The 22,330-nt window shown below is 72.2% G+C and carries 23 protein-coding genes and 1 pseudogene; 13 read left to right on the top strand and 11 right to left on the bottom strand.

The features are described 5' to 3' along the window. Positions 1-450 (bottom strand): nuclear transport factor 2 family protein, encoded by a 450-nt coding sequence (locus ACU6P3_RS26675; protein WP_447194436.1) that lies wholly within the window; start codon positions 448-450, stop codon positions 1-3. 221 nt (positions 451-671) lie between these two features. On the opposite strand from ACU6P3_RS26675, the gene ACU6P3_RS26670 reads away from it, so the two are divergent. Beyond that, entirely contained in the window at positions 672-2,363 is a 1,692-nt protein-coding gene (locus tag ACU6P3_RS26670) for an FAD-binding oxidoreductase (protein WP_447194435.1), read from the top strand. Positions 2,364-2,406: 43 nt separating this feature from the next. Then, positions 2,407-3,537: an acyl-CoA dehydrogenase family protein gene (locus ACU6P3_RS26665; RefSeq protein ID WP_447194434.1), complete on the top strand. Its 1,131-nt coding sequence runs from the start codon at positions 2,407-2,409 to the stop codon at positions 3,535-3,537. A 160-nt stretch (positions 3,538-3,697) separates the two neighbouring features. Here ACU6P3_RS26665 and ACU6P3_RS26660 read toward each other — a convergent pair whose 3' ends face one another. The 4 genes from ACU6P3_RS26660 to ACU6P3_RS26645 all read right to left on the bottom strand — a co-directional run bounded on the left by ACU6P3_RS26660 (position 3,698) and on the right by ACU6P3_RS26645 (position 7,704). Then, complete coding sequence (locus tag ACU6P3_RS26660) at positions 3,698-4,633, bottom strand: aromatase/cyclase (protein WP_447194433.1); 936 nt, start codon at positions 4,631-4,633, stop codon at positions 3,698-3,700. Positions 4,634-4,761: 128 nt separating this feature from the next. Continuing rightward, positions 4,762-5,019: an acyl carrier protein gene (locus ACU6P3_RS26655; RefSeq protein WP_030744947.1), complete on the bottom strand. Its 258-nt coding sequence runs from the start codon at positions 5,017-5,019 to the stop codon at positions 4,762-4,764. Between the two features lie 97 nt (positions 5,020-5,116). Continuing rightward, entirely contained in the window at positions 5,117-6,439 is a 1,323-nt protein-coding gene (locus ACU6P3_RS26650; RefSeq protein WP_447194432.1) for a ketosynthase chain-length factor, read from the bottom strand. Beyond that, the gene (locus tag ACU6P3_RS26645; protein WP_344280916.1) at positions 6,436-7,704 is read right to left on the bottom strand and encodes a beta-ketoacyl-[acyl-carrier-protein] synthase family protein; all 1,269 of its coding nucleotides are present in this window, start codon (positions 7,702-7,704) and stop codon (positions 6,436-6,438) included. The genes ACU6P3_RS26650 and ACU6P3_RS26645 overlap by 4 nt, the downstream gene beginning before the upstream one ends. A 306-nt stretch (positions 7,705-8,010) precedes the next feature. Here ACU6P3_RS26645 and ACU6P3_RS26640 point away from each other — a divergent pair, with 306 nt between their 5' ends. Both ACU6P3_RS26640 and ACU6P3_RS26635 read left to right on the top strand, forming a co-directional pair. Beyond that, positions 8,011-9,186 carry a sensor histidine kinase gene (locus ACU6P3_RS26640; RefSeq protein ID WP_447194431.1) on the top strand — a complete coding sequence of 392 codons (1,176 nt, stop codon included), beginning with the start codon at positions 8,011-8,013 and terminating at the stop codon, positions 9,184-9,186. 242 nt (positions 9,187-9,428) lie between these two features. Next, on the top strand, positions 9,429-9,941 hold the full coding sequence (locus ACU6P3_RS26635) for a flavin reductase family protein (protein ID WP_447194430.1): 513 nt from the start codon (positions 9,429-9,431) through the stop codon (positions 9,939-9,941). Here the strand turns inward: ACU6P3_RS26635 and ACU6P3_RS26630 are convergent. After that, positions 9,932-10,849: an MBL fold metallo-hydrolase gene (locus ACU6P3_RS26630; RefSeq protein WP_447194429.1), complete on the bottom strand. Its 918-nt coding sequence runs from the start codon at positions 10,847-10,849 to the stop codon at positions 9,932-9,934. The genes ACU6P3_RS26635 and ACU6P3_RS26630 overlap by 10 nt on opposite strands. 126 nt (positions 10,850-10,975) lie before the next feature. Beyond that, entirely contained in the window at positions 10,976-11,407 is a 432-nt protein-coding gene (locus tag ACU6P3_RS26625; RefSeq protein ID WP_447194428.1) for a nuclear transport factor 2 family protein, read from the bottom strand. A 189-nt stretch (positions 11,408-11,596) separates the two neighbouring features. Between ACU6P3_RS26625 and ACU6P3_RS26620 the strand changes: the two genes are divergently transcribed. The 3 genes from ACU6P3_RS26620 to ACU6P3_RS26610 are packed head-to-tail and all read left to right on the top strand — an operon-like array spanning position 11,597 to position 14,181. Further along, entirely contained in the window at positions 11,597-12,382 is a 786-nt protein-coding gene (locus ACU6P3_RS26620; RefSeq protein ID WP_030744961.1) for an SDR family NAD(P)-dependent oxidoreductase, read from the top strand. Next, entirely contained in the window at positions 12,382-13,131 is a 750-nt protein-coding gene (locus ACU6P3_RS26615; RefSeq protein WP_447194427.1) for an SDR family NAD(P)-dependent oxidoreductase, read from the top strand. The genes ACU6P3_RS26620 and ACU6P3_RS26615 overlap by 1 nt, the downstream gene beginning before the upstream one ends. A gap of 27 nt (positions 13,132-13,158) precedes the next feature. Then, entirely contained in the window at positions 13,159-14,181 is a 1,023-nt protein-coding gene (locus ACU6P3_RS26610; protein ID WP_447194426.1) for an LLM class flavin-dependent oxidoreductase, read from the top strand. 74 nt (positions 14,182-14,255) lie between these two features. Here ACU6P3_RS26610 and ACU6P3_RS26605 read toward each other — a convergent pair whose 3' ends face one another. Beyond that, positions 14,256-14,663 (bottom strand): winged helix-turn-helix transcriptional regulator, encoded by a 408-nt coding sequence (locus ACU6P3_RS26605; protein WP_030744967.1) that lies wholly within the window; start codon positions 14,661-14,663, stop codon positions 14,256-14,258. Positions 14,664-14,726: 63 nt separating this feature from the next. On the opposite strand from ACU6P3_RS26605, the gene ACU6P3_RS26600 reads away from it, so the two are divergent. Beyond that, on the top strand, positions 14,727-15,422 hold the full coding sequence (locus ACU6P3_RS26600; RefSeq protein WP_447194425.1) for a DsbA family oxidoreductase: 696 nt from the start codon (positions 14,727-14,729) through the stop codon (positions 15,420-15,422). Further along, a complete protein-coding gene (locus tag ACU6P3_RS26595) occupies positions 15,422-15,778 on the top strand; it encodes an antibiotic biosynthesis monooxygenase (protein WP_447194424.1) in 357 nt (118 codons plus the stop codon). Before ACU6P3_RS26600 ends, ACU6P3_RS26595 begins: the two co-directional genes overlap by 1 nt. 40 nt (positions 15,779-15,818) lie before the next feature. Here ACU6P3_RS26595 and ACU6P3_RS26590 read toward each other — a convergent pair whose 3' ends face one another. Together ACU6P3_RS26590 and ACU6P3_RS26585 are read right to left on the bottom strand one after the other, a co-directional pair. Continuing rightward, complete coding sequence (locus ACU6P3_RS26590) at positions 15,819-16,457, bottom strand: response regulator transcription factor (protein ID WP_030744973.1); 639 nt, start codon at positions 16,455-16,457, stop codon at positions 15,819-15,821. Between the two features lie 152 nt (positions 16,458-16,609). Continuing rightward, positions 16,610-17,506, bottom strand: a complete 897-nt coding sequence (locus tag ACU6P3_RS26585; protein WP_447194423.1) for an SAM-dependent methyltransferase — start codon at positions 17,504-17,506, stop codon at positions 16,610-16,612. Positions 17,507-18,058: 552 nt separating this feature from the next. Between ACU6P3_RS26585 and ACU6P3_RS26580 the strand changes: the two are divergent. Together ACU6P3_RS26580 and ACU6P3_RS26575 are read left to right on the top strand one after the other, a co-directional pair. Continuing rightward, positions 18,059-18,700 (top strand): annotated as a pseudogene (locus ACU6P3_RS26580) (DUF5753 domain-containing protein); the annotation flags it as partial. Continuing rightward, positions 18,697-18,906, top strand: coding sequence for a DUF397 domain-containing protein (locus ACU6P3_RS26575; protein WP_447194422.1), 210 nt, complete (start codon positions 18,697-18,699; stop codon positions 18,904-18,906). The pseudogene ACU6P3_RS26580 and the gene ACU6P3_RS26575, both read left to right, overlap by 4 nt. Positions 18,907-18,924: 18 nt before the next feature. Here ACU6P3_RS26575 and ACU6P3_RS26570 read toward each other — a convergent pair whose 3' ends face one another. Continuing rightward, a complete protein-coding gene (locus tag ACU6P3_RS26570) occupies positions 18,925-19,821 on the bottom strand; it encodes a LysR substrate-binding domain-containing protein (RefSeq protein ID WP_447194421.1) in 897 nt (298 codons plus the stop codon). Between the two features lie 198 nt (positions 19,822-20,019). Here ACU6P3_RS26570 and ACU6P3_RS26565 point away from each other — a divergent pair, with 198 nt between their 5' ends. Continuing rightward, on the top strand, positions 20,020-21,201 hold the full coding sequence (locus tag ACU6P3_RS26565) for an L-talarate/galactarate dehydratase (protein ID WP_447194420.1): 1,182 nt from the start codon (positions 20,020-20,022) through the stop codon (positions 21,199-21,201). A gap of 154 nt (positions 21,202-21,355) precedes the next feature. Beyond that, positions 21,356-22,303 carry a 5-dehydro-4-deoxyglucarate dehydratase gene (locus ACU6P3_RS26560; protein ID WP_447194419.1) on the top strand — a complete coding sequence of 316 codons (948 nt, stop codon included), beginning with the start codon at positions 21,356-21,358 and terminating at the stop codon, positions 22,301-22,303. The last annotated feature ends 27 nt before the right edge of the window (positions 22,304-22,330 follow it).

The raw sequence follows: 22,330 nt of genomic DNA, 5'->3' as shown, positions 1-22,330 counted from the left end.
TCAGACGAGCTGGTCGTGGTCGATCTGGCGGGAGCGCGTCAGCACGGCGCCGCCCTCGACCTCCAGGACGTCGTTCACCACGCAGCTGGGGGCGATGAGCGGTTTGCCGCCCGGCCTGGTGGTGACCACGAGCGCGTACACCGTGGAGCGGAGCGAGCCGTCGTCCTGCGGTTCCAGCACGACGTGGTTGAACCAGTGGCGGCGCTGCACGGGGTCGCCGTCGAACCGCTTGTGGAACTCGACCAGTTCGGCGACGATCCCGTCCCGGCCGACGGCCGGCTCGGCGCCCGGCGAGTGCTGGAAGGTGCCGTCCTTGGTGAACGTCGCCGCGTAGTCCTCGAAACGGCCGCCGTCCAGCGCCTGCATCTGGCGCGCGTAGAACTGCTGGACCCGTGTGTAGAGGTCGGTCGACACGCCCGTGTTCCCGGTCGCCTGGTCGCTGTCGGTCACCTGATTCCTCCCGCCGCTGATGTGCCTCGTCCTGCGCGTCCCGGTCCCGTCCGGGGCCCTGTCCGACGCGGAGCACATCGTCGTACCCGCCGCTCGAAAACCGATGGAGGACCGGTACGGCGGCCGGTTCAAGCCGGTTGCGAGCGGGCCGTGTTGCGGTGGGCGCGCGGCGCGGGGTCCCTACGCGCGCCCGCATCCGCGCGACCGAGGAGAACAGCAGCATGGAGCGAGAATTCAGCAGGCGAAGAGTGCTCGGCGGGGCCGCGTCCGTGGCCTCCGCCGCGGTGGCGGCCCCGTTGCTCACGGCGGGCGGCGCCGCGGCGGCCCCGGGTGCCGGGGAGGCGGCGGGGGCCGTGACGAGCCCGGCGGCGCCGGTACGGGTGCTGCCCGACGACCCGCGGTACACGGAGCTGACCACCGGCCAGAACCGCCGCTGGGTGGGCACTCCGGACGAGGTCCGCCTGGTCTCCACCACCGAGCAGGTGGTGGCCGCCGTCGACGAGGCGGTGCGCGGCGGCAAGCGCATATCGGTGAAGGGCGGCGGTCACTGTCTCGCCGACTTCGTCTTCCACAAGGACATCGACCTGGTCCTGGACATGTCCCTGATGAACCGGGTCTCCTTCGACGAGGAGCGCGGGGCGTTCGCCGTCGAGGCCGGCGCCACTCTGATGAACGTGTACGACGCGCTGTACAAGGGGTGGGGCGTCACCATCCCGGGCGGCATGTGCTACTCGGTCGGCGTCGGCGGGCATGTCTCCGGCGGCGGCTACGGACTCCTCTCCCGGCTGCACGGCCTGACGGTCGACCACCTGCACGCCGTGGAGGTCGTCGTCGTGGACCGCTCGGGCCGGGTGCGCAGTGTGGTGGCCACGCGGGAGGCGAACGACCCGAACCGCGACCTGTGGTGGGGCTGCGCGGGGGGCGGTGGCGGCAACTTCGGCGTGATCACCCGCTATTGGTTCCGTACGCCCGGTGCCACCGGCTCCGACCCGGGCGGGCTGCTGCCGAGGCCGCCCGAGGAGGTGCTGGTCCAGGCGCTGTCGCTGCCCTGGGACCAGCTCGACGGCCGGGGCTTCAGGCGGCTGGTGCAGAACGTCGGCACCTGGTTCGAGACGCACGGCTCGCCCGACTCGCCGTACGCCTCGCTGGCCGGCGCCCTGCCCTTCACCCACCGCTCCAGCGGCGGGATCAGCATGTTCGCGCAGATGGACGCGACGGTGCCGGACGCGGAGAAGCTGTTCCGCGCCTACCACACGCACATCCTCGACGGTGTCGGGGCGACCGCCGAGGCCGCGGTCCGCCCGATGGGCGAGCTGGGCGCGCTCCCGGAGCTGGCGGAACCCACCCGGCTGCCCTGGCTGCGGGCCACCCGGCGCCTCGGCACCAGCTCCCCGATGGTCACCGACCCCGCCATCCGCGGCCACCACCACTCCGCGTACGTGCGCCGGGCGGTGCCCGACACGCACATCGACCGCATCTACGAGTGGCTGAACAGCGACAGCATCGACAACCCGATGGCGATGGTCATCCTGCACCTGGTGGGCGGGGCCATCGACCGGGTGTCCCCGAGCGCGACGGCGGTGGCCCAGCGCGACTCGCACTTCAAGCTGCTCTACCAGAGCATGTGGCAGGACCCGGCGGACGACGCCGCGAACATCGCCTGGACCAACGGCGTCTTCCGGGCGGTGTACAAGGAGACCGGCGGGGTGCCCGTCCCGAACGGCGTCACGGACGGCTGCTACATCAACTACCCGGACACCGGTGTGCACGACCCCGACGCCAACACCTCCGACTGGTCCTGGCACCGGCTCTACCACAAGGACAACTACCCGCGGTTGCAGCAGGTCAAGGCGCGCTGGGACCCGCGGAACGTCTTCCACCACAGCCAGTCCGTCGAACTGCCCACGACATGACGGCGACGGGTCGCCGTCCCGAACCGGGAGTGAGTGCTCTGACATGTCCGTAGAAACCCTGCCGGCCGGTTCTCCGCCGGGAACGGGACTGCGCGAGGCGGCCGCCGACCCGGCCCGGGTGGCGGCGGCGCACGCGGTCCGCGCCGACGCCGAGGGCCGGCTCGCGCCCGAGTCGGTCAAGGCCCTGCTCGCCGCCGGGTTCGCCCGGCACTTCGTGCCGCGCCGCTGGGGCGGCGCGGAAGGCGGGTTCGGTGAACTCCTCGAAGCCGTCGCCCTGGTGGGCGAGGGCTGTACCTCCACGGCCTGGATCGCCTCCCTGGGCGCGCAGACCGGCCGGATGGCGTCGTTCCTGCCACCGGAGGGCTGCGCCGAGGTGTGGAGCGAGGGCCCCGACACCCTCCTCGTGGGCGGGCTGGTCCCCTCGGGAACGGCCACCTGGACGGACGGCGGCTGGCTGCTCGACGGCGCGTGGCCCTATGTGAGCGGCGTCGAGTTCTCGGACTGGGCCCTGCTGTGCGGCCGGGCGTCGGGCGGGCCGGGCGGCGCCGCGGGCCCCGACGGCGGCGCGGGGGGCGAGCTGCGGTTCTTCGCGGTGCGCCGCCGGGCGTACCGGATCGAGGAGACCTGGGAGAGCGTCGGCATGCGGGCCACCGGCAGCCATACGCTGGTGGCGCGGGACGTCCTCGTCCCCGCGCGGCTGTCGTTCGCGCACGCCGACCTGATGCGGGGCCGGGAGAGCGGGCCCGCGTGCGTCCGGGTCCCGCACAAGGCGGTCAACGGGCTCGCGTTCGCCGGGCCGGTCCTGGGCGCCGCGCGCGCTCTGGTGGGCGGCTGGACGGACTGGACCGCGCCGCGCCCCGAGGTGGTCAGGGCCGGGGCCGAGGTGGACGCCGCCCAACTGCTGCTGGAGCGGGCCGCCGCCGAGGCCGACCGGGGCCGGACGGGGCAGCTGCCGACCGCGCGGGCGACCCGGGACTGTGCCGTGGCGGCCGAGCTGCTGACCACGGCGGCCACGCGGGTGGTGCGGGCGTACGGGACGCGCGGCCAGTCCGCGTCGCATCCGGCCCAGCGCCCGTGGCGCGACATCACGTCGGCCACGACGCATGTCGCGCTCGGCTTCCCGGCGGCGGCCGAGGGCTTCCGCGGCGCGGCGGCGGCCGCGGCCGGTTCGTAGGAACACCTGGTACGGGAGGTGGCGCCGTCCGCTCGCGCGGACGGCGCCACATCGGCGTTCCCGCGCCTCGGCGCTCCGGACACGGCAGGTGGGGCGGCCCCGGTCGGGCCGCCCCACCTGCCGTGTCACGTCCGGGCCCCGCGCGGGCGGGACCCGGGTGTCAGCTGCGTACCGCCGCCACATGCTCCAGCGTGGTGCGGCTGTTGCGGCCCAGCGCCTCACGGACGTAGGCGCGCGCGTCGGCGAGCGTGGCGTCGCCGCCCAGGACCTTGGTGACCGCGTCCGGGGCGAGCACGACCACGTGCGTCGCCGTCGCCACGGCGCCCGACGGGGTGTCGGCGAAGGTCCACAGCCCGCTGTGCCCGGTCATCAGCTCGGGCGTGGCGACCTGCTTGTAGCCGATCCACCGGCCCGGCCGGCACACCCGCAGCGAGCGCGTGGTGTGCTGGGCGCCGTCGGAGGTGACGGTGTCCATCTCCAGCTCCTGCACGCCGGGTTCGGGCTCGACGAGCTTCACCCGGGCGACGTGCGGAAGCAGTTCGGGCCACCGGTCGGCGCGGTCGACGAAGGAGTACGCCTCCGCCGCCGTACCGGCCAGTTCGACGGTGTCCGTGAAGGAGAAGACCAGTTCCTCCACGCCGTGCCCGCCGGCGGCGAGCCGGCCCAGCGCGCCGAGTTCCCGGGCGCTGTTGCGGTCGAGTGCGGCCGAGACGGCGGCGACGGCGTCCGGGTCGTCGTCCGCCACGGTGAACCGGTGCCGGAGCACGATCTCTGTCTCCCCCGTGGGCAGCTCCCGGAAGAGCCAGCCACCGGACATGGCGGTGACGGGCGGGGTGCTGTGGTCCTGGCGGAAGGAGACGTAGCGCCGTACGGGGTCCAGTACGCGGCGGGAACTCCAGTGCGCCACCCGGCCGTTCACCTCGGCCCAGATCTCGAAGCGCTCGGACCCGGGCGAACGCTCCAGGTGTGACACGTGCACGGTCGGCTCGAACACGGCGGGCCAGAGCGTGGCGTCCGCGACGAGGCCGTACAGGACGCCGGCCGGCGCGTCGACGGTCAGGGTGTGCTCGGTGCGATGAACGGCGGCAGAGGCCATCAGGGCTCCCAACGGTTTCCAGGGACTGAGAGGTCGCGCGGACAGGTGGGGCGGCGTCGCGTGCCGACGGGCCGCGCCCGGCGTCGTCGTCGCCGGTCGAGGACGCCGGGTCGCGGGCGGGCCGTCCGTCAGACGGCCGAGGCGGTGATGCCGTTCACGAGGTCCAGCAGCGCCCTCGGCGTGTCCGCCTCCGACGTGGCCTCCTCGGGCAGGCTGATGCCGTAGGCGCGCTCGATCCTGGCCGCGCTCTCCATCAGCGCCAGCGAGTCGTAGCCCAGTTCCTCGAAGGGCACGTCGAGGATGTCGCCGCTCAGGTCGACGGCGTCGCCCTCACCGGCGCACGCGACGAGCGTGTCGCGCAGTTCTTCCAGGGTCATCTGTGCCATGGGTGTCGTTCTCCTCGTCATGTGGGGGTGGCAGGTGCGTGGGGGCCGGTGGCCCTCCGGGACTCGCCCGGGTGGACCGGGGCCGTCCCGCCGGGTGTCAGGGGGCGGTGACGACGATCGCCGAGTTGAACCCGTGCCGGCCACGGGCCAGGACCAGCGCGGCCCGCTCGCGCACGGGCCGCGGCTCGCCCACGACCAGGTCGAGGCCGTAGTCGTCCGGTACGTCGGTGGTGTGCGCGGTGGCCGGGGCGACACCGTCCCGCAGGGTGAACAGGGCGGCCGCCAGATCGGCCGGGCCGCCGCCCGCGTACATCCGGCCGGTGAGCGTCTTGGGCGCGGTCACCGGGACGCCGTACGCGCCGAACAGGCCGCGCAGCGCCTCGGCCTCGGCCCGGTCCAGCTCCGGTACGCCGGCGGCGTCCGCGTAGACGATCCCGATGTCGGCCGGCTCGAGACCGGCGTCGGCCAGGGCCAGTTCGGCGGCGCGCCGCAGGCCGGGCGGCCGTTCGCTGCCGGGCGGCGGGTCGAAGGTCGCCGCGTAGCCGGCGATCTCGCCGTAGACGGTCCTGGCGCCGCGCTCCCGGGCGGAGTCGGCGTCCTCCACGACGAGGATCGCGCCGCCCTCACCGGGGACGTGCCCGCTCGCGGCGCGGTCGAAGGGCAGGTAGGCCCGCGCGGGGTCGGTGGCGGTGGTGACCCGTCCGCCGGCCAGCTGGGCGGAGTAGCCCCAGGGGTCGAAGGCCGAGTCGACTCCGCCGCTGACCACCAGCGGGGTGCCGCGCCGGACGGTGCGGCGGGCGTGGCCGACGGCGTCCAGGCCGCCCGCCTGCTCGCCGACGAGGGCCGCGCTCGGACCGCGCATCTTGTTGCGGATCGAGATCTGACCGGTGTTGACCGCGTAGAACCAGGCGAAGGACTCGTAGACGCTGACGTACTCGGGCCCCTCGTCCCACAGTTTGCGGAACTCCCGGTGGGTGAAGTCGAATCCGCCCTGCGCGGTGGAGGTGACCACGCCCATGTCGTAGTCGGCGAGCCCCGCCTCCCCCGTCTCCCCGGCCTCCTGGGCCACCCCGGCGTCCGCGAGCGCCCAGTCCGCCGCGACGACGGCGTAGCGCGTGGAGACGTCGGTCTGGGGCAGCAGCCGGCTCGGCAGGTGTTCCCGGGCGTCGAAGTCGCGGATCTCGCCGGCGAGCGTGGCGGGGTAGCCGGACGTGTCGAACCGGCTGAGTTCGGTGATGCCGCTCTCGCCGGCGAGCAGCGCCTTCCAGTACGCCTCCGCGCCGAGCCCGCACGGCGCGACGACGCCGATGCCGGTGACGACGGTACGGCCGGGCCGGGCCGCCGGGGCGGCGCTCGTGCCCGCGGCGGTGCCCGGTTCCGGGACGGGCCGGGTCGTGCCGGGTGTCGTGGGGGAACTCATGCGGTGGCCACCTCCGGCTCGTGCAGCACCATGGCGCTCTGGAACCCGCCGAATCCGCTGCCGACGGTCAGGACCGTGTCCACGCGCCGCTCACGGGCCGTCAGCGGGACGTAGTCCAGGTCGCACTCGGGGTCGGCGGTGTGCAGGTTGGCCGTGGGCGGCACCACGTCGTGCCGGATGGCCAGGACGGAAGCGGCGATCTCGATGGCGCCGATCGCGCCCAGCGAATGACCCACCATCGACTTGATGGAGCTGACCGGGACGTCGTAGGCGTAACTGCCGAGGCTCCGCTTGAACGCCGCCGTCTCGTGCCGGTCGTTCTGCTTGGTCCCCGAGCCGTGCGCGTTGACGTAGTCGACGGCGGTGCGGTCGAGCCGGGCCTCGTCGAGGGCGGACCGGATGGCCTCGGCCATCTCGCGGCCGTCCTTCTTGAGGCCGGTCATGTGGTAGGCGTTGCTGCGCGTGGCGTAGCCGCCCACCTCGGCGTAGATGCTCGCCCCGCGGGCCCGCGCCGCCTCGTACTCCTCCAGGACGAACATCGCCGCGCCCTCCGCCAGCACGAAGCCGTTGCGGGTGCCGTCGAAGGGACGGGACGCGCTGTCGGGCGAGTCGTTGAAGGTCGTGGTCGCCTTGATCGCGTCGAAGCAGGCGACGACGATCGGGGACACCGGTGTGTCGGCGGCCCCGGCCACCACCGTGTCCGCGCTGCCCTCGCGGACGAGCTGGACGCCGTACCCGACCGCGTCGAGACCCGAGGTGCAGCCGTCGGAGACCATGGTGACCGGGCCTTCCGCGCCGACCTCCCAGGCGATCTCCGCGGGCATCACCCCGGGACTGAGGTAGTCGAACATGTACGGGGACAGGTGTGCCGGGTCGACCAGCCATTCCCTGCCGGCGTCCGACATGACCAGGTACTCGTTCTCCAGGCTGGTGGCGGAGGCCACCGCGCTGCCCAGGGACACCCCGATCCGGTGCGGGTCGAGCGAGCCGAAGTCCAGGCCGCTGTCCGCGACCGCGTCCTTGGTGCACGCCACCGCGAACTGGGTCGCCCGGTCCATCCGCCTCAACTGGCGCGGGCTCAGCCCCTCCGCCCGGCCGTCGAAGTCCGCCTCGCCCGCGACGCGGGACCGGAAGGGCGACGCGTCGAAGAACGAGATGGCGCGGGTGGCCGTACGGCCCGCCGTCAGCAGGTCCCAGAACTCCTTCGTCCCGGAACCGCCCGGTGTCCGCACACCGATCCCCGTGATCACCACCCGCCGGGTCACCGCCCGGCTCCTGCGCTGCTAGGCATGGTCCACGAGCCCCTTCCTCACCCCTGACGTACTTGACACGGGCAACCCTCAGGGGATCCGCTAGAGCCTGGCTCGGACCGGAATGGGGCTCAGCATGAGGGGAGTGTGCCGGCCTCGTCGGCCGCGGCCGGGACACCTGGAAGGCGGGCGCAGTATTTACCTCCCGGATACGGGGCATCCACAAACACGCGTGCGGTTTTCCACGATGATGGGGCAGTTGTCGGCGTGGGGGAAGGTATGGGCAAGTTATTCGAGGATGCGCCCCTGTCTTGGACAGCGGTGCTGGTCATCTCGGGACTGCAGTGCGGTGTGGCGCTGTCCGCGCTCAACCAGGAGATGGGAACGGCGCGCGGGGACCTTCGGCTGTTGCTGGTGGCGCTGGGAACGCTCGCGGCCCTGCTGCTCCTGCAGAGCCTGCACAGCGCTCCCGCCGCCCGCCGGATCCACCGCCCGTACGTGATCTGTACGCTCACGCTCCAGACGGCGCTGACGTATCTGCCCCCGCTCCTCGTCAACCTCGAGTGGCACGGTCTCGGCGGGTTCGCCGCCGGCTCGGTCCTGGCCGTCCTGCGTGACCGCAAGGGAGTGGCCGGACTCGCCATGGTGGCGGTGTGCGACTGGGCGGCCTGCCGGTACGGCGGACTGTCGTACGTGGAGACAACCTTGTCAGTGCTGGTCACCATCGCCGTCGGGGTGGGGGTGGCGACGCTGATCCGGACGACCTGCCGGCTGGCGTCGGTCCACAGGGCCGAGGCCAGCGCGATACGCAAGGCGCTCCAGGAGGAACGGATGCGCATCGGCCGCGACATGCACGACCTGCTGGCGGCCCGGCTGACGTTCGCCGTCCTGCGCGGGGAGCTGGCCTCCCGGCACATCGGCAGCGAGGACGAGCGGGCGCGCTCCGAACTGCGCGGGGTGCTGAAGCTGACCCGGGGCGCGCTGTCCGACCTGCGGTCGCTGGCGCACAGCTTCGGGGACTTCTCCCTGATCGGTGAACTGGACCACGCGCGGGCCCTGCTGGGCGGCGTGGGCGTGTCCGTGACGGTGCACGAGGCCACCCGGGTACCGCCGGGCGAGACCGAGACGGTCTTCGCGGTGGCCGTGCGCGAGTCGGTCACCAACATCCTCCGGCACAGCGAGGCCCGGGCCTGCTGCTTCCTGGTCTACCGCAGACAGAACGAGTACGTCCTGTCCGTCGTCAACGACGGGGCGGAGCTGCCGCCGGGGCCGGTGGAGGCGACGCACGGACACGGGCTGGCCAATCTCGCCTCGCGGGCCGCGAGCACTGGTGGCACGTGTACAGCGCGGTGCACCCCGACCGGCATGTTCGAACTGACCGTGGTCTCGCCACAGCGGGCGCCGGCCCGCACGGCGGTCCCCATCCCGCTTGCCGGTCCCGGCACGTCGTGCAAGGAGACGCCACGCCGGGACGACTACGCGCCCCGGGCGGGGTGAACCGGGCCGCGGCGTCCTCGGGGGCCCCGCACGGTGCCGGTCCGGGCCGCGGGGCGCGGAGCCCGGCTCGGGTCCCGGGCGTCCCGTGGCCCTGTGCGCCACCGGCGCCGACAGCCCGGTGAACACGGCGGCCCTCCGCCGACCGGCACGAGCACACCTCGACCGCACCTCCATCGCCCGCTGCCAGGCTGCCCGCACCGGACCGGACAGGACCGGCCGGGATCGGCAGCCACGGAGGCGGCATGACGACGGTGGCCCCTGAGACGTTCAGGGAATTCTTCGGCTCGATACCCACCGCCGTGGCGGTGGTGACCACGACCGGCCGTGACGGCGAGCCCCGCGGTTTCACCTGCAACGCGTTCTCGGCGATCAGCCCGGACCCGCCGCTGCTGCTGGTGTGCGCGGACCGCAACTCCCGGACGCTCCCCTCGCTGCTGCTGCGGCGCGCGTTCGCGGTGCACCTGCTGGCGGACGACGGCGAGGAGATCGCCCGGGTCTTCGCGGGCCGGTCCCAGGACAAGTTCGCGGGGCTGGACTGGCTCCCGGGCGAGGCGGTGCGCGGGGTGCCGATCCTCGGCAGCGGTGTGCTGGCGTACGCCGAGTGCACGCTGCTGCGCGCGGTGGAGGCCGGGGACCACCAGCTGCTCATCGGCCGGATGGAGGCGGCCCGGGTGCTTCCCCGTCGGCCCGTGCTGTACCAAGGGGGAAACTTCCGGGCCTGGGACGGCCTGGCCGGGCGGGGGGTTCAGGCGTGACAGGCCGGGAGCCCGCCGTGGAACTCGGCCATCTCGCCGAAGAGGAGGGGCATCTGGGCGGGGTCGCCGACGGCCTGGCCCCGTTCCTCGCCGTACGCCCGGTGCAGGTTGGGCACCAGCCGCTCGGCGTCGATCCACTCGGCGTACGGACCCAGGTCGGCGGCCCGGGCGGCCTCAAGCGGGCTGAGCCCGGCCGCCGCCCCCTCCCGCGCGAGGCGCTGAATCAGCGTCAGGTAGCCCGCCGCGGCGTCGATCACCTCCGGCCCGGCGACCGGGCCGTGGCCGGTGACGACCGTCAGGGCACCGAGCGCGCGCAGCGCGGCGAAGGCGCTCAGCGAACCGGCCACCGACCCCATGGGGCAGAAGGGGGTCACCCCGGACATCAGCAGGTCGCCCGTGAACAGGACCCGCTGCTCCGGCAGCCATACGACCGTGTCGCCCCTGGTGTGCGCGGGGCCGAGGTGTATCAGCTCCGCCACGGTGTCACCGACGTGCAGCGTCAGCCGGTCGGCGAAGGTGACGTGGGGCAGGACGACCTCGACCGCGCCCCAGGTCACCTCGGGCCACAGGGTGGTCAGGTTCAGTCCGATCGCGGCCATCTCCGCGCGTGCGCCCTCGTGTGCCACCACCGTGGCTTCCGGGAAGACGAAGTTCCCGAAGGTGTGGTCGCCATGGGAGTGGGTGTTGACCACCGTACGCGGCGGGGCCCCGGCGACACCGAGCACCGCGTCCCGCAGGCTCCTGGCCCGGGACTCGGTGGCCGCGGTGTCCACCAGGGCCGACTGCCCGCCGGAGACGATCAGGCCGGAGTTGTTCAGACACCAGCCGCCGTCCGGCCGCACACAGGCGAACACGCCGTCGGCGACCTCCTGGAGCCGCGACTCGCGCGTCCCGAGTTCCACAGTCATACGGGCCTCCTCCTCGACATCCTGGATCTGACCCATCGTCGGCTGAGCGGATGGAGGCCCGCTTGAGCGGCGTGTGGTGGCGGGCTCGGACGGTCGCGGCCATCGCGACGGTGGCCGCGGGGCCCCTCAGGCCAGGTGGTCCGGCGAGAGGTTGCGCGAGCGCATCAGTATCCCGTCGTCGTCGATGAGCAGGACATCGTGCACGAAGGCGCTGGTGACGAACTCCGGGGTGGAGCCCGGCCGGGTGTTCACCACCAAAGCGTAGAACCTGGAGTCGAACGCCCCGTCGTCCCGCGGCTCGAGGACGAGCTGGTTGAACCAGTGGCGCACCTGTACCGGATCGTCGCCGCCCACCACGGAGTTGTCGGTGAGCAGGGCACGTATCGTCTCCCGGCCGACGGCCGGCTCCAGGCCCGGCCCGAACGCGAAGACGCCGTCCTCGGTGAAGGTGTCCGCGTAATCGTCATGGCGTCCGCTGTCCTGCGCGTGCATCTGGCGGGCGTAGAACTGCTGCACCCTTAAGTAAAGGTCCGTGGTCACGGTTTTGTTCGCGGTCATCCGCTCATCGCTTTCTCTCGGCCTGGGACGGGCGAGGGCCCATGGTCGTCCGGCGCGCTCGGGATCCGCCCGAACCGGTGACCGGCGGCCGGGGAGACCCCGGCTGCACGGAGTCTCCAGCAGGGCTCGACCGGTGCCCGGGAACCTCTGCCGAGGCGACCGACCCTCACACCACGGAGGATGTTACTCATGACCGCGACCGCACCCCCGCTGGCCCTGGTGTCCGGAGCGACCAGCGGCATCGGCCTGGAGATCGCCAGGCGGCTGGCGGCCAAGGGCAACCGCGTCTTTCTCTGCGCCCGGGACGAGGCGCGGCTGACGGCCACCGTCAAGCAGTTGAGCGAGGAAGGCCACGAGGCCGACGGCGTCGTGTGCGACGTCGCCGACCCCGCGCAGATCCACGGTTACGTCTCCACCGCCGTGGAGCGGTACGGGCCGGTGGACATTCTGGTGAACAACGCGGGCCGCAGCGGCGGCGGGGCCACCGCGCAGATCCCCGACGAGCTGTGGAACGACGTCATCACCGTCAACCTCACCAGCGTCTTCCTGATGACGAAGGAGGTCCTGACCACGGGCCGGATGACGGAGCGGGAGAGCGGACGCATCATCAACATCGCGTCCACGGGCGGCAAGCAGGGCGTGGTGCACGCCGCGCCGTACTCCGCCTCCAAGCACGGCGTCGTCGGCTTCACCAAGGCCCTCGGCCTGGAGCTGGCCCGTACCGGCATCACGGTCAACGCCGTCTGCCCGGGCTTCGTGGAGACGCCCATGGCGGAGCGGGTGCGGGAGCACTACGCCGGCATCTGGAACGTCAGCGAGCAGGACGCCTTCGACCGCATCACCGCGCGCGTGCCGATGGGGCGCTACGTGGAGCCGCGCGAGGTGGCGGCCATGGTCGAGTACCTGATCGGCGAGGACGCCGCGGGTGTCACCGCCCAGGCGCTCAACGTCTGCGGCGGACTGGGGAACTACTGATGCCCCAGGACACGGCGGACGCCCCCGTGGCGCTGGTGACCGGCTCCTCCTCCGGGATCGGGGAGGCGATCGCGCGGCGGCTCGGGGACAGCGGCTACCGGGTCGCGGTGAACTCCTCGCGCTCGGTCGAGGCGGGCGAGAAGGTGGCGGCCTCGCTGCCCGACGGCCACTACGTCCGGGCCGACGTGGCGGACCAGGAGCAGGCCGAGGCCCTGGTCGCGGCGGTGGTGGAGCGGTTCGGCCGGCTCGACGTGCTGGTGAACTCGGCGGGCCGTACGAAGGCCATACCGCACAAGGACCTCACGGCGGCGACGCCCGACGTGTGGCGCGACATCCTCGGCCTCAACGTCATCGGCACCTGGCAGACCACGGTGGCCGCCATGCCGCACCTGGCCGCCACGGGGCGGGGCGCCGTCGTCAACATCTCCTCCATCGCGGGCACCCGCCCGGCCGGGAGCTCGATCCCATACGCGGTGAGCAAGGCGGCGATCGACCACATGACGCGGCTGCTCGCCAAGGCGGTGGGCCCCGACGTGCGGGTGAACGCCGTGGCCCCCAGCCTGATCGAGACCCCGTGGACGGCGGACGACCCGTTCTTCGCGCCGATCGCCCAGTACGTGCGGGAGAACGCGCCGCTGCGCCGGGTCGGGGTCCCCGAGGACGTCGCCAGGACCGTCGCCCTGCTGCTGGAGTCGACGTACACCACCGGCCAGGTCGTCCTGGTCGACGGCGGCTCGCACCTGCTCTGATCCCACCGACCCAGGGAGTCCGGCGCCATGCGTCTCGCAGTCAACCTCACTCACCAGGGCGCGTCGGAGCTCGCCCGCGCCGCGGAACGGCTCGGCTACGCGGCGGCCCTCGCCCCCGAGGGGTACCGCTCGGACGCCGCCAGCCTGCTGGGGCTGGTCGCCGGGCAGACCCGGCGCATGGCGCTGATCTCCGGTGTGATGCAGATCCCGGCCCGGCCGCCGGGGCTCGCCGCGCTGACCGCCGCGACGCTCGACTCGCTGAGCGGCGGCCGGTTCGGTCTCGGCCTCGGTGTCTCCAACCCCGATGTGGCCGCGGGCTGGTACGGGGCCGGGTCCGACCGGCCGCTGGAACGCACCAGGGAGTACGTGGAGATCGTCCGGCGGGCCCTGGCCGGCGGTCCGGTGGAGTACGAGGGGCGGCACTACCGGGTCGGCGGCCCGGCGCCGGTGCACCTGCTCACCGAGGGTTTCCGTCCGGACCTGCCCGTCTACCTGGCGGCGGTCGGGCCGCGCAACCTCCGGCTCGCCGGGGAGATCGCCGACGGCTGGATCGGGGTGTTCACGTCGCCGGACGCGGTCGCCGACGCCGTCGAGGCGATCGGCGAGGGACGGAAGCGGGCGGGGAAGGACCTGGCCGGCTTCGACGTGCTGCCCAGCCTGCCCACGGCAGTCGGTCCGGACCCCGCCACGGCCGCGGACCAGCTGCGCGGCCAGTATGTGTACCTGCTGGGCATCGGTGACGCCGAGCGGAACATCTACTGCGCGATGGCCCGCCGCATGGGGTACGGGGACGCGGCCGACGAACTGCGGGCGCGGCTGGCCGCCGGCGACCGGGTGGGGGCCGCGGCGGCGCTGCCGCTCGACCTCATCGACCGGACGGCGCTCATCGGGCCCGTGCCCCGGATCGCGGCGCGGCTGGCCGAGTACGCCGCGGCGGGGGTGACCACGCTGGGCGTCATGGTCTCGGCCGCCGCGGCCACGGTGGAGGGGCGGCTGGCCATCCTGGAGGACTGCGCGGCGGCGCTGGAGCAGTCGGGCGTGGCGGGGTGAGGCCCGCGCTTGTGACGGGTCGTCAGGTGTATGCCTCGCCCACGCCGGTCACCGCACCCCGCCCGGCCGTGGCCTCACGGCCCGGCGGTGGTGCGGCGGTCGTGTTCCTCCTGCGCGGCGAACACCGTGAGCGCGTTCTGCCGCACCCAGGCGAGCATCGCCTCCAGCGGCAGCGCCGCGCCCTCCCCCAGCGGCGTCAGTTCGTAGCGCACGCTCGGCGGCACGGTGGGCAGCACCTCCCGGGAGAGCAGTCCGTCCCGTACGAGCGTGCGCAGGGTCTGCGCCAGCATCTTCTCGCTGATGCCGTCTATGAGCGTGCGCAGTTCGTAGAAGCGCAGGGGTCCGTCCCGGAGCGCCACGAGGACCAACAGGCCCCAGCGGCTGGTGAGATGGTTGAGCACCTCCCGGCCGGGACAGTCACTGTTGAATGCGTCACACGGGTCTCGCGGCTTGCCCGCCGTGAGCTGAGAACTATTCAGCATGCACTGAGCTTACCTTCAGGTAGGCCCTTTCTCATAGTTAGCCATGGAGTTTACGGTCGAATCATGAGCTCTCAGTCCGTCAGCAACGACACGTCCAAGACCCGGACGATCGACCTCGACCTGTGGTCCGACTTCGTCTGCGCGCACTGCTACTACGGCACCCTCCGAGTGATCAACGCGGTCGCCCAGCAGCCCGACCCCGATGTCTTCAAGCTGCGCTGGCGCAGCTTCGAACTCGACCCCCGGCCCGCCGAGGCGCGCCCCAAGGGCGATCTGTACGACTACCTGGCGCGCTTCAACGGCAGCCGTGAGGCGGGCCGGGCGGCCATGGAGATGATCGGGGCCATCGCCAAGTCCGACGGCCTGCCCTTCCACGCGGACAAGGCGCGTCCGGGCAACACCGTCGACGCCCACCGGCTGATCCACCTGGCCGGGGCCGAGGCCCCGGACCGGCAGACCGAGATCGCGCGGCGCTTCTACTCCGCCTACTGGACGGAGGGGCTGCCGATCGCCGACCACGACGCGCTCGTGGAGATGGCAGAGAAGACCGGTCTCGACCCGGAGCGCGCGCGAGAGGTCCTCTCCGGTGACGAGTTCGCCGACGAGGTGGCGCGGGACCAGCAACTGGCCATGCGCATGGGCGTCATGGGGGTGCCCACGGTCGTGGTGGACCGCCAGTGGGCGCTGAGCGCCGGGATGCCGATGGAGTCGCTGTCCGCCCAGCTGACCCGGCTGGCCGCCGAAGCCCGGGAGGCGTGATGACCACCCGGACCGAGGCGGGCTTCACGGCCGTCGTCACCACGCGGGTGGACGGCCCCGAGACCCAGCGCACCGTGGCGGACCTCTTCCTCAAGGGCGCCGAGGGCTGGGTGCGGCACCGCACGGGCTTCATCTCCGCCACCGTCCACCTCAGCACCGACGGCACGCGGGTCGTGCTGACGGCCGACTGGAAGGACGAGGCGAGCTACGACGAGTTCTTCGAGACGGACACGGACCGGGCGGCGCTCGGCCGGGAGATGCAGGCCCTTCCCGGGCTGGTGTCCGGTCCCGAACTCACCCGCTGCGCCCCCTACCGCACCATCGTCGCCGCCACCGGCGAGCAGGACGGCGAGTAAGGCGGCGAGCAGGACACAGGGCGGGGCCCGTCGGCCGGCGTCAACCGCCTGGCTGCGGGGCCCTGTCCAACGGTGGCAGCCAGCCCGCCTCGCGCGCCAGGCGCACCGCGTCCAGCCGGCTGCGCGCTCCGAGCTTGGTGACACAACTGCTGAGGTAGTTGCGGACCGTGCCGGTGGAGAGGGACACCGCTCTGGCGATGTCCCGTACCGCGTACCCCTTCGCCGCCCAGGTGAGGATCTCCGTCTCACGGGGGGTGAGGGGATTGGTGTTGGTCTCCCAGACCGCGAGCATCAGCTCGGGGTCGATGACCCGCCCGCCGGAGGCCACCCTCCTGATGGCCGAGGCCAGTTCGCCGGGTGCGGCGTCTTTCATCAGATAGCCGCCGACATGGTGTTCCATGGCCTGGCGCACCGTGGCCGGCTGGCCCAGACTCGTCAGCAGGAGAGTGCGGCACCGCGGTACGTGTTCGTGCAGCAGCGCCGCGACCTCGATCCCGTTACGGTCCGGCAGGTTCACATCCAGCACGGCCACGTCGGGCCGGTGCTCCAGAGCGAGCGGCAACACCTGGCGGCCCTCGCCGGTGTCGGCGACGACACGCATGTCCAGTTCGCCCCGTAACAGCTCGATGAGCGCGCCCCGTATCAAGTGCTCGTCCTCGGCGAAGAGAACGCGTATCACTGGACCTCCCCGACGACATCCTGAGTGATGGGATTACCGTACGACACAACGTCCCCCGTCCTCCGTCCCCAGCCCGGGGCGTGCGGACACGCGTGCGGGCAGGAAAAACGGCTCGGCACCCGTCGCCGGTGCCGAGCCTTTGTCACCGGTCGTCAGGCGGAGGCGAGGGTCGCGGTGAAGAGCCAGACGCGCAGTGGATCGGGCTTCTCGACATCCCACAGCGGCGGGACGGGGCGGCCCACGGCGGCCAGTTCGTCCACCAGTTGGTGGTACTCGCCCCGCCAGCCGTGGGACTTCAGCCAGATGTCCGGGGTCACCCCGGGGCCGCCCCGGTCGGAGGCCACGCTCAGCTCGATCAGGGCCCGCTCGTCCTCGTCGGCCGCGGCGACGTCGTCGATCCGGGTGCGCCGGCTCAGGTACTCACCCCCCAGGGCGCTGCCGGGGGCGGACGCGGCGGTGATGTCCCTGAGCAGGCCGTTCGCCTCCTCCGCGGTGAAGTACATGAACAGTCCCTCGGCCATCCAGGCGGTGGGCTGGTCCGGGCAGAACCCCGCGACACGCAGCGCGGCGACCCAGTCCTCCCGCAGATCGACGCCGACCGGGACCCGCTTGACGACCGGCTCGGCTCCGTGGCGGGCCAGGACGCCGTCCTTGTAGTCCAGCACCGCGGGGGTGTCCAACTCGTACATCGCCACGTCGGAACCGAGGGGCAGCCGGAAGGCCCGGGCGTCGAGTCCCGCCCCGAGCTGGACGATCTGCCGGCACCCGGCGGCCACGCGCTCCTGGAGGTACCTGTCGTAGAAGGGAGTCCTGGCCACGAAGGAGCCGCCGAGGCTGTTCCACAGATCCGACGACCCGTCGTCCCGGGCCGGCCCGAGTCTGGGCAACTCCGAGCCGTCCCGCGTGGATATTCCCAGGGCATCGCCCACGAATTGTGCCGCCAGCTCGTCCACGAACAGCGGCGCTTCCCGCCGCATTTCCTGGGCACGGGCATATGCGGCCATCAGAGCCGTTACGCCGACGCCGTCCGGAAGGTGTAGTTGCGTCATTTTGCCACCCTTATCTCGGCAAACCGAAGGCTGCGCTCAATTATCACCGTCGACATAGCGGGAGTACACAGCTGCCCGATGCCAATAGTGCGTGTCACACATCACACAGGCGATTCACTGGAATTGCAGCAGAAGTCGAGCCGAACTCCACCGGAAACCGGGCGTCAACCGTGCCACCTGGACATATGTCGGCGACGTAACGCGCATGCGGCGGATACCGGAACGATGGCGGGGTGCGGCCGGGCCATTGTCAAGGCGACACAAGGCGTGCCCGCAGTCGAGATCGAGCCAGATCGGATGCCGTCGGCGACGAGCATAAGCGCGACTGCGACAACACCAAAGGATTCACCATCCCGAAAGACTGCCGTCGGCGTGGAAGCGGAATTTCCGATGAGGGGTTTGCGTGAGGTTCGAGGGCCCGGCTCAATCCGGGAGAGCGATCGAGCGGCCGCGAGCAGCCGGCCGACCTGGCCGAAACCATGCGCTCCGCCCAGGGACGCGACAGATCGGCCACCCGTACAAAGCGTCACCGTACGAGTGGTAGCGATGGACAAGCGACGTGAGGAGGTGCTGGACGCGTTCGGCGCGCTGCGGGGAGCGGCAAAGCATCTGTCGCGGCAGCCGGGGCTGGCGAGCTGGTTCCGGCAGTGGGCGCTGCTGGAGACAGAGGCGGTGAACCTGTACACGTACGAATGCCGCCTGATCCCGGGCCTCTTGCAGACGGAGCCCTACGCGCGCACGCTCTTCGTGAACCAACTGCCCCTCCTGGGCGACGAGCAGATCGAGGCCCAGTGGGCGGCGCGCGCGGAACGGCAGCGACTGCTGCGGGACCGGCCGAACACGGCGTTCAGCTTCATCCTGGAGGAGCACACACTGCTGCGGCGCACGGGCGGCGCGGAGGTGACACGAGGGCTGATCGACCACATCCTGGAGATCGCCGAACTGCGCAACGTGGAGGTGCAGATCATGCCTCTGGTGCGGGAGGCCCACGCGGGGCTGGACGGGCCGATCCAGTTGCTGGAGCACCCGACGCACATGTGGTTCGGGTACTGCGAGGGGCAGCGAGGCGGCCTGTTCACCTCCGCGCCGAGGGAGGTCAGCGTCCTTCAAATGCGGTATGCCAGGATGCGCTCGCAGGCCCTGTCCCTGGATGACTCCTGGAGCCTGCTGAGGCGCATGCGAGGGGAACTGTGAGCACGTCGGAACTGGCTTGGTTCAAGAGCAGTTACAGCAGCGGTGGCGACGGCGACTGCGTCGAAGTGGCCCTGTCCATACACGCCACGGGCCGGACCGGGACGGTCCACGTACGCGACTCCAAGGTGCCGCAGGGTCCGCGGCTCGCCCTCGCTCCTGGCGCGTGGGCCGGCTTCCTGTCACACATGCCCGACGGCCGTCGCTGACTTCGGCCGACGCGCCGGTCAGGACTCCCCCCACGTCCGGCTCAGGTGCTCCAGCAGTGTGCCCAGCACCGGGTTGTCGTTGTTCTTCCGCCAGACCAGGCTGAGTTCCACGGGTTCGGGCATCGGCAGCTCCACCGGCTTGAAGACGATGTCGGCGTAGCGCAGCCGCGCCGTGGCCTCCGGGACCAGGGCCGCCCCGAGGCCGCAACTGACCAGGGCCAGGATGCTGTGGACCTGGCTCAGGTACTGGGAGAAGACGGGCGCGACCCGGGCGGCGTTGAAGATGCTGATCAGCAGCTCGTTGAAGTAACGGGCCTCGGTGGGCGAGTACATCAGCAACCGCTGTCCGTCGAAGTCGGCGACGCTCAGCGGCCCCGGGCGCTCCGTCAGCGCGTGCCCCAGGGGCAGCGCGGCGAGCAGCCCCTCCCTCCCGGCCGGCCGGGACGTCAGGTCGGGGCCGGTCACCGAGGGCCGGCCGAGGCCCAGGTCCAGGCGGTGCTCCGTGAGGGCCTCCAACTGGTCGCGGGTGACCATCTCCCGCAGCACGATCTCCGCCCGGGGCACGGCCTCGCGGGTGGCCTCCAGCAGGGCGCCCAGCATCGAGTGGGCGCTGGCCGCGGTGAACCCGATGGCGATCGTCCCCGCCTCCCCCACCGAGACCTGCCGGACGGCGAGGGCCGCGTCCTCGGACTGGCGCAGGATCCGGCGGGCCTCGGTCAGGAAGGCACGGCCCGCGGGGGTCAGCCGGACCGACCGGTTCGTGCGGTCCAGGAGCTGGACCCGCAGCTCGTTCTCCAGCAGCTGGATCTGTCGGCTGAGGGGCGGCTGGGTCATCTTCAGCCGCGCGGCGGCACGCGTGAAGTGCAGTTCCTCCGCGACCGCCACAAAGCTGGTCAGTTGGGTGAGCGTGAACAACGGCGCCCTCCCGGCGGTGCTCCGACCATGCCCCCGTGATGCCCTTCCCGTATCAATCCATCCAAATTTTATGTTAGACGGAGATCGTTCGACCACCTAGCTTCTAGGGACGGCCGGGAGAGCTTCGCCCGCCGGGACACCGCGACAGGGCCGCCGCGAAGGGCGGGCCGTCGCTCCGCCCGTACAGAGGAGCCGTAAGTGGTGAGCACACCGAACACGACGACACCCGCCGCTCTCCAGCGGGGTGAGGCGACTCTGGACGAGATAGCCGAGATCAGACTGTCGTCGGTCTTCCTTCCGCTGGCGACGCCCGTCAGCGACGCCAAGGTCCTCACCGGACGGCAGAAGCCGATGACGGAGGTCGCGTTCCTCTTCGTCGAGATAGGCACGGCCGAGGGCCACCGGGGCATCGGCTTCAGCTACTCCAAGCGCGCCGGCGGCCCCGGGCAGTTCGCGCATGCCAAGGAGATCGCGCCCACTCTGCTCGGCGAGGACCCGAGCGACATCGCCAAGCTCTGGACGAAGCTGGTGTGGGCGGGCGCCTCCGTCGGCCGCAGCGGGCTGGCCACCCAGGCCGTGGCGGCCTTCGACGTCGCCCTGTGGGACCTGAAGGCCACCCGGGCCGGCCTGCCCCTGGCCAAACTGCTGGGCGCCCACCGCGACTCCGTCCGCTGTTACAACACCTCCGGCGGCTTCCTGCACACGCCCACCGAGCAGGTCCTGGAGAACGCGTCCGCCTCGCTGGCCCAGGGCATCGGCGGCATCAAGATCAAGGTGGGCCAGCCGGACGGCAAGGCGGACCTGCGCCGCCTCGCCGCCGTACGGGAGCACGTGGGCGACGACGTGCCGCTCATGGTGGACGCCAACCAGCAGTGGGACCGGGCCACCGCGCAGCGCATGGGGCGCGCCCTGGAGGAGTTCGGCCTGGTCTGGATCGAGGAGCCCCTGGACGCGTACGACGCCAAGGGCCACGCCGCGCTCGCGGCCTCGTTGGACACCCCGGTCGCGACCGGGGAGATGCTGGCGAGCGTGGCCGAGCACTGGGAGCTGCTGCGCCACGACGCGGCGGACATCATCCAGCCCGACGCGCCGCGCATCGGCGGCATCACCCAGTTCCTCAAGCTCGCCGCCCTGGCCGAGCATCAGCAGGTGCAGCTCGCACCGCACTTCGCGATGGAGATCCATCTCCATCTGGCCGCCGCCTATCCGTTGGAGCCGTGGGTGGAGCACTTCGACTGGCTGGAGCCGCTGTTCAACGAGCGCCTGCGCATCAGTGACGGCCGCATGCACGTCTCCTCCCGGCCGGGGCTCGGGATCACCCTCAGCGAGCAGGCCCGCGCCTGGACGCGGGAGGAGCAGGCGTTCCACGCCCGCTCCTGACCCACGCCCGCTCCTGACCCGCGTACGCCTCCCCCGCGTACGCCTTCCCCCGCGCGTGCGTCCTGGCCCGCGCACACCCATTGACCCTTCGGGGTCACCCCTCTAATCTCGGTTCCCATATATGAACGATAAACATGTCAATGGAGATCCGTTCATGAATCTGAACAAGGCGGCCCAGGACACGGCCCGGCGGCTGGCCGACGGCATGGCGCGCGGAGTGCTGTCCTTCCCCCTCACCAGCTTCCGGCCGGACGGCGGTCTCGACCTGGACGCCTACCGCGCCTACCTGGCGGGTCAGCTGGCCACCGAGCCGGGCGCGATCTTCCCCGCGTGCGGCACCGGGGAGTTCACCGCGCTGGACGAGGACGAGTACGGCCAGGTCGTCGCCGCCGCGGTGGAGGTGGCCGACGGCCGCGTACCGGTGGTCGCGGGCATCGGCTACGGCTGGGCGCAGGCGCTGCGGTTCGCCCGCCGCGCGGAGGAGGCCGGCGCGGACGCCGCGCTCGTCCTCCCCCACTACCTGCTCAAGGTCCCGCAGGACGGTCTGGTGGAGCAGGTGCGCCGGATCGCCGCGGGCACGCGACTGCCGCTCATCGCCTACCAGCGCGACCAGGTGGCGTTCTCCGTCGACGGGCTGCGGCGCATCGCGGAGATCCCCACGGTCATCGGCCTCAAGGACGGCCACAGCGACCTGGACCGGCTCCAGCGCCTGACCCTCGCCGCTCCGGAGCACCTGCTGTTCTTCAACGGGGCCGCCACCGCCGAGGTGCAGGCTCGCGCCTACGCCGCCGTCGGTGTGCCCGCCTACTCCTCGGCCGTGCACGCCTTCGCGCCCGAGATCGCCGACGCGTTCTTCACCGCGATGCGGAACGGCGACGACGCGCGCATGGACGCCCTGCTGCGCGGTTTCTACGTCCCGTTCGTCCAGCTGCGCGACCGGGTGCCGGGCTATGCCGTATCGCTGGTCAAGGCCGCCGCGCGGCTGCGCGGCAGGCCGGTCGGACCGGTGCGCGCGCCGCTGGTCGAACCCGGCCCCGAGGACCTCGCCGACCTGGAGAAGCTGCTGGCCGACGGGCTGGAACTGGTGGGCGCCACGGGCTGAACCGCGGGGTGCACGCCACGGACTGAA

Source organism: Streptomyces hebeiensis, assembly GCF_052983195.1.
The sequence above is the reverse complement of the archived record's forward strand: the minus strand, read 5'-3'. Positions and strand labels throughout refer to the sequence as shown.

Bases quoted from the DNA above. Each gene is read 5' to 3' on its own strand.
- ACU6P3_RS26635 (WP_447194430.1), top strand. From the start codon at position 9,429: ATGACGACGGTGGCCCCTGAGACGTTCAGGGAATTCTTCGGCTCGATA.
- ACU6P3_RS26585 (WP_447194423.1), bottom strand. From the start codon at position 17,506: ATGACGCAACTACACCTTCCGGACGGCGTCGGCGTAACGGCTCTGATG.
- ACU6P3_RS26605 (WP_030744967.1), bottom strand. From the start codon at position 14,663: ATGCTGAATAGTTCTCAGCTCACGGCGGGCAAGCCGCGAGACCCGTGT.
- ACU6P3_RS26650 (WP_447194432.1), bottom strand. From the start codon at position 6,439: ATGAGTTCCCCCACGACACCCGGCACGACCCGGCCCGTCCCGGAACCG.
- ACU6P3_RS26670 (WP_447194435.1), top strand. From the start codon at position 672: ATGGAGCGAGAATTCAGCAGGCGAAGAGTGCTCGGCGGGGCCGCGTCC.
- ACU6P3_RS26595 (WP_447194424.1), top strand. From the start codon at position 15,422: ATGACCACCCGGACCGAGGCGGGCTTCACGGCCGTCGTCACCACGCGG.
- ACU6P3_RS26600 (WP_447194425.1), top strand. From the start codon at position 14,727: ATGAGCTCTCAGTCCGTCAGCAACGACACGTCCAAGACCCGGACGATC.
- ACU6P3_RS26620 (WP_030744961.1), top strand. From the start codon at position 11,597: ATGACCGCGACCGCACCCCCGCTGGCCCTGGTGTCCGGAGCGACCAGC.
- ACU6P3_RS26665 (WP_447194434.1), top strand. From the start codon at position 2,407: ATGTCCGTAGAAACCCTGCCGGCCGGTTCTCCGCCGGGAACGGGACTG.
- ACU6P3_RS26630 (WP_447194429.1), bottom strand. From the start codon at position 10,849: ATGACTGTGGAACTCGGGACGCGCGAGTCGCGGCTCCAGGAGGTCGCC.
- ACU6P3_RS26655 (WP_030744947.1), bottom strand. From the start codon at position 5,019: ATGGCACAGATGACCCTGGAAGAACTGCGCGACACGCTCGTCGCGTGC.
- ACU6P3_RS26660 (WP_447194433.1), bottom strand. From the start codon at position 4,633: ATGGCCTCTGCCGCCGTTCATCGCACCGAGCACACCCTGACCGTCGAC.
- ACU6P3_RS26625 (WP_447194428.1), bottom strand. From the start codon at position 11,407: ATGACCGCGAACAAAACCGTGACCACGGACCTTTACTTAAGGGTGCAG.
- ACU6P3_RS26560 (WP_447194419.1), top strand. From the start codon at position 21,356: ATGAATCTGAACAAGGCGGCCCAGGACACGGCCCGGCGGCTGGCCGAC.
- ACU6P3_RS26615 (WP_447194427.1), top strand. From the start codon at position 12,382: ATGCCCCAGGACACGGCGGACGCCCCCGTGGCGCTGGTGACCGGCTCC.
- ACU6P3_RS26610 (WP_447194426.1), top strand. From the start codon at position 13,159: ATGCGTCTCGCAGTCAACCTCACTCACCAGGGCGCGTCGGAGCTCGCC.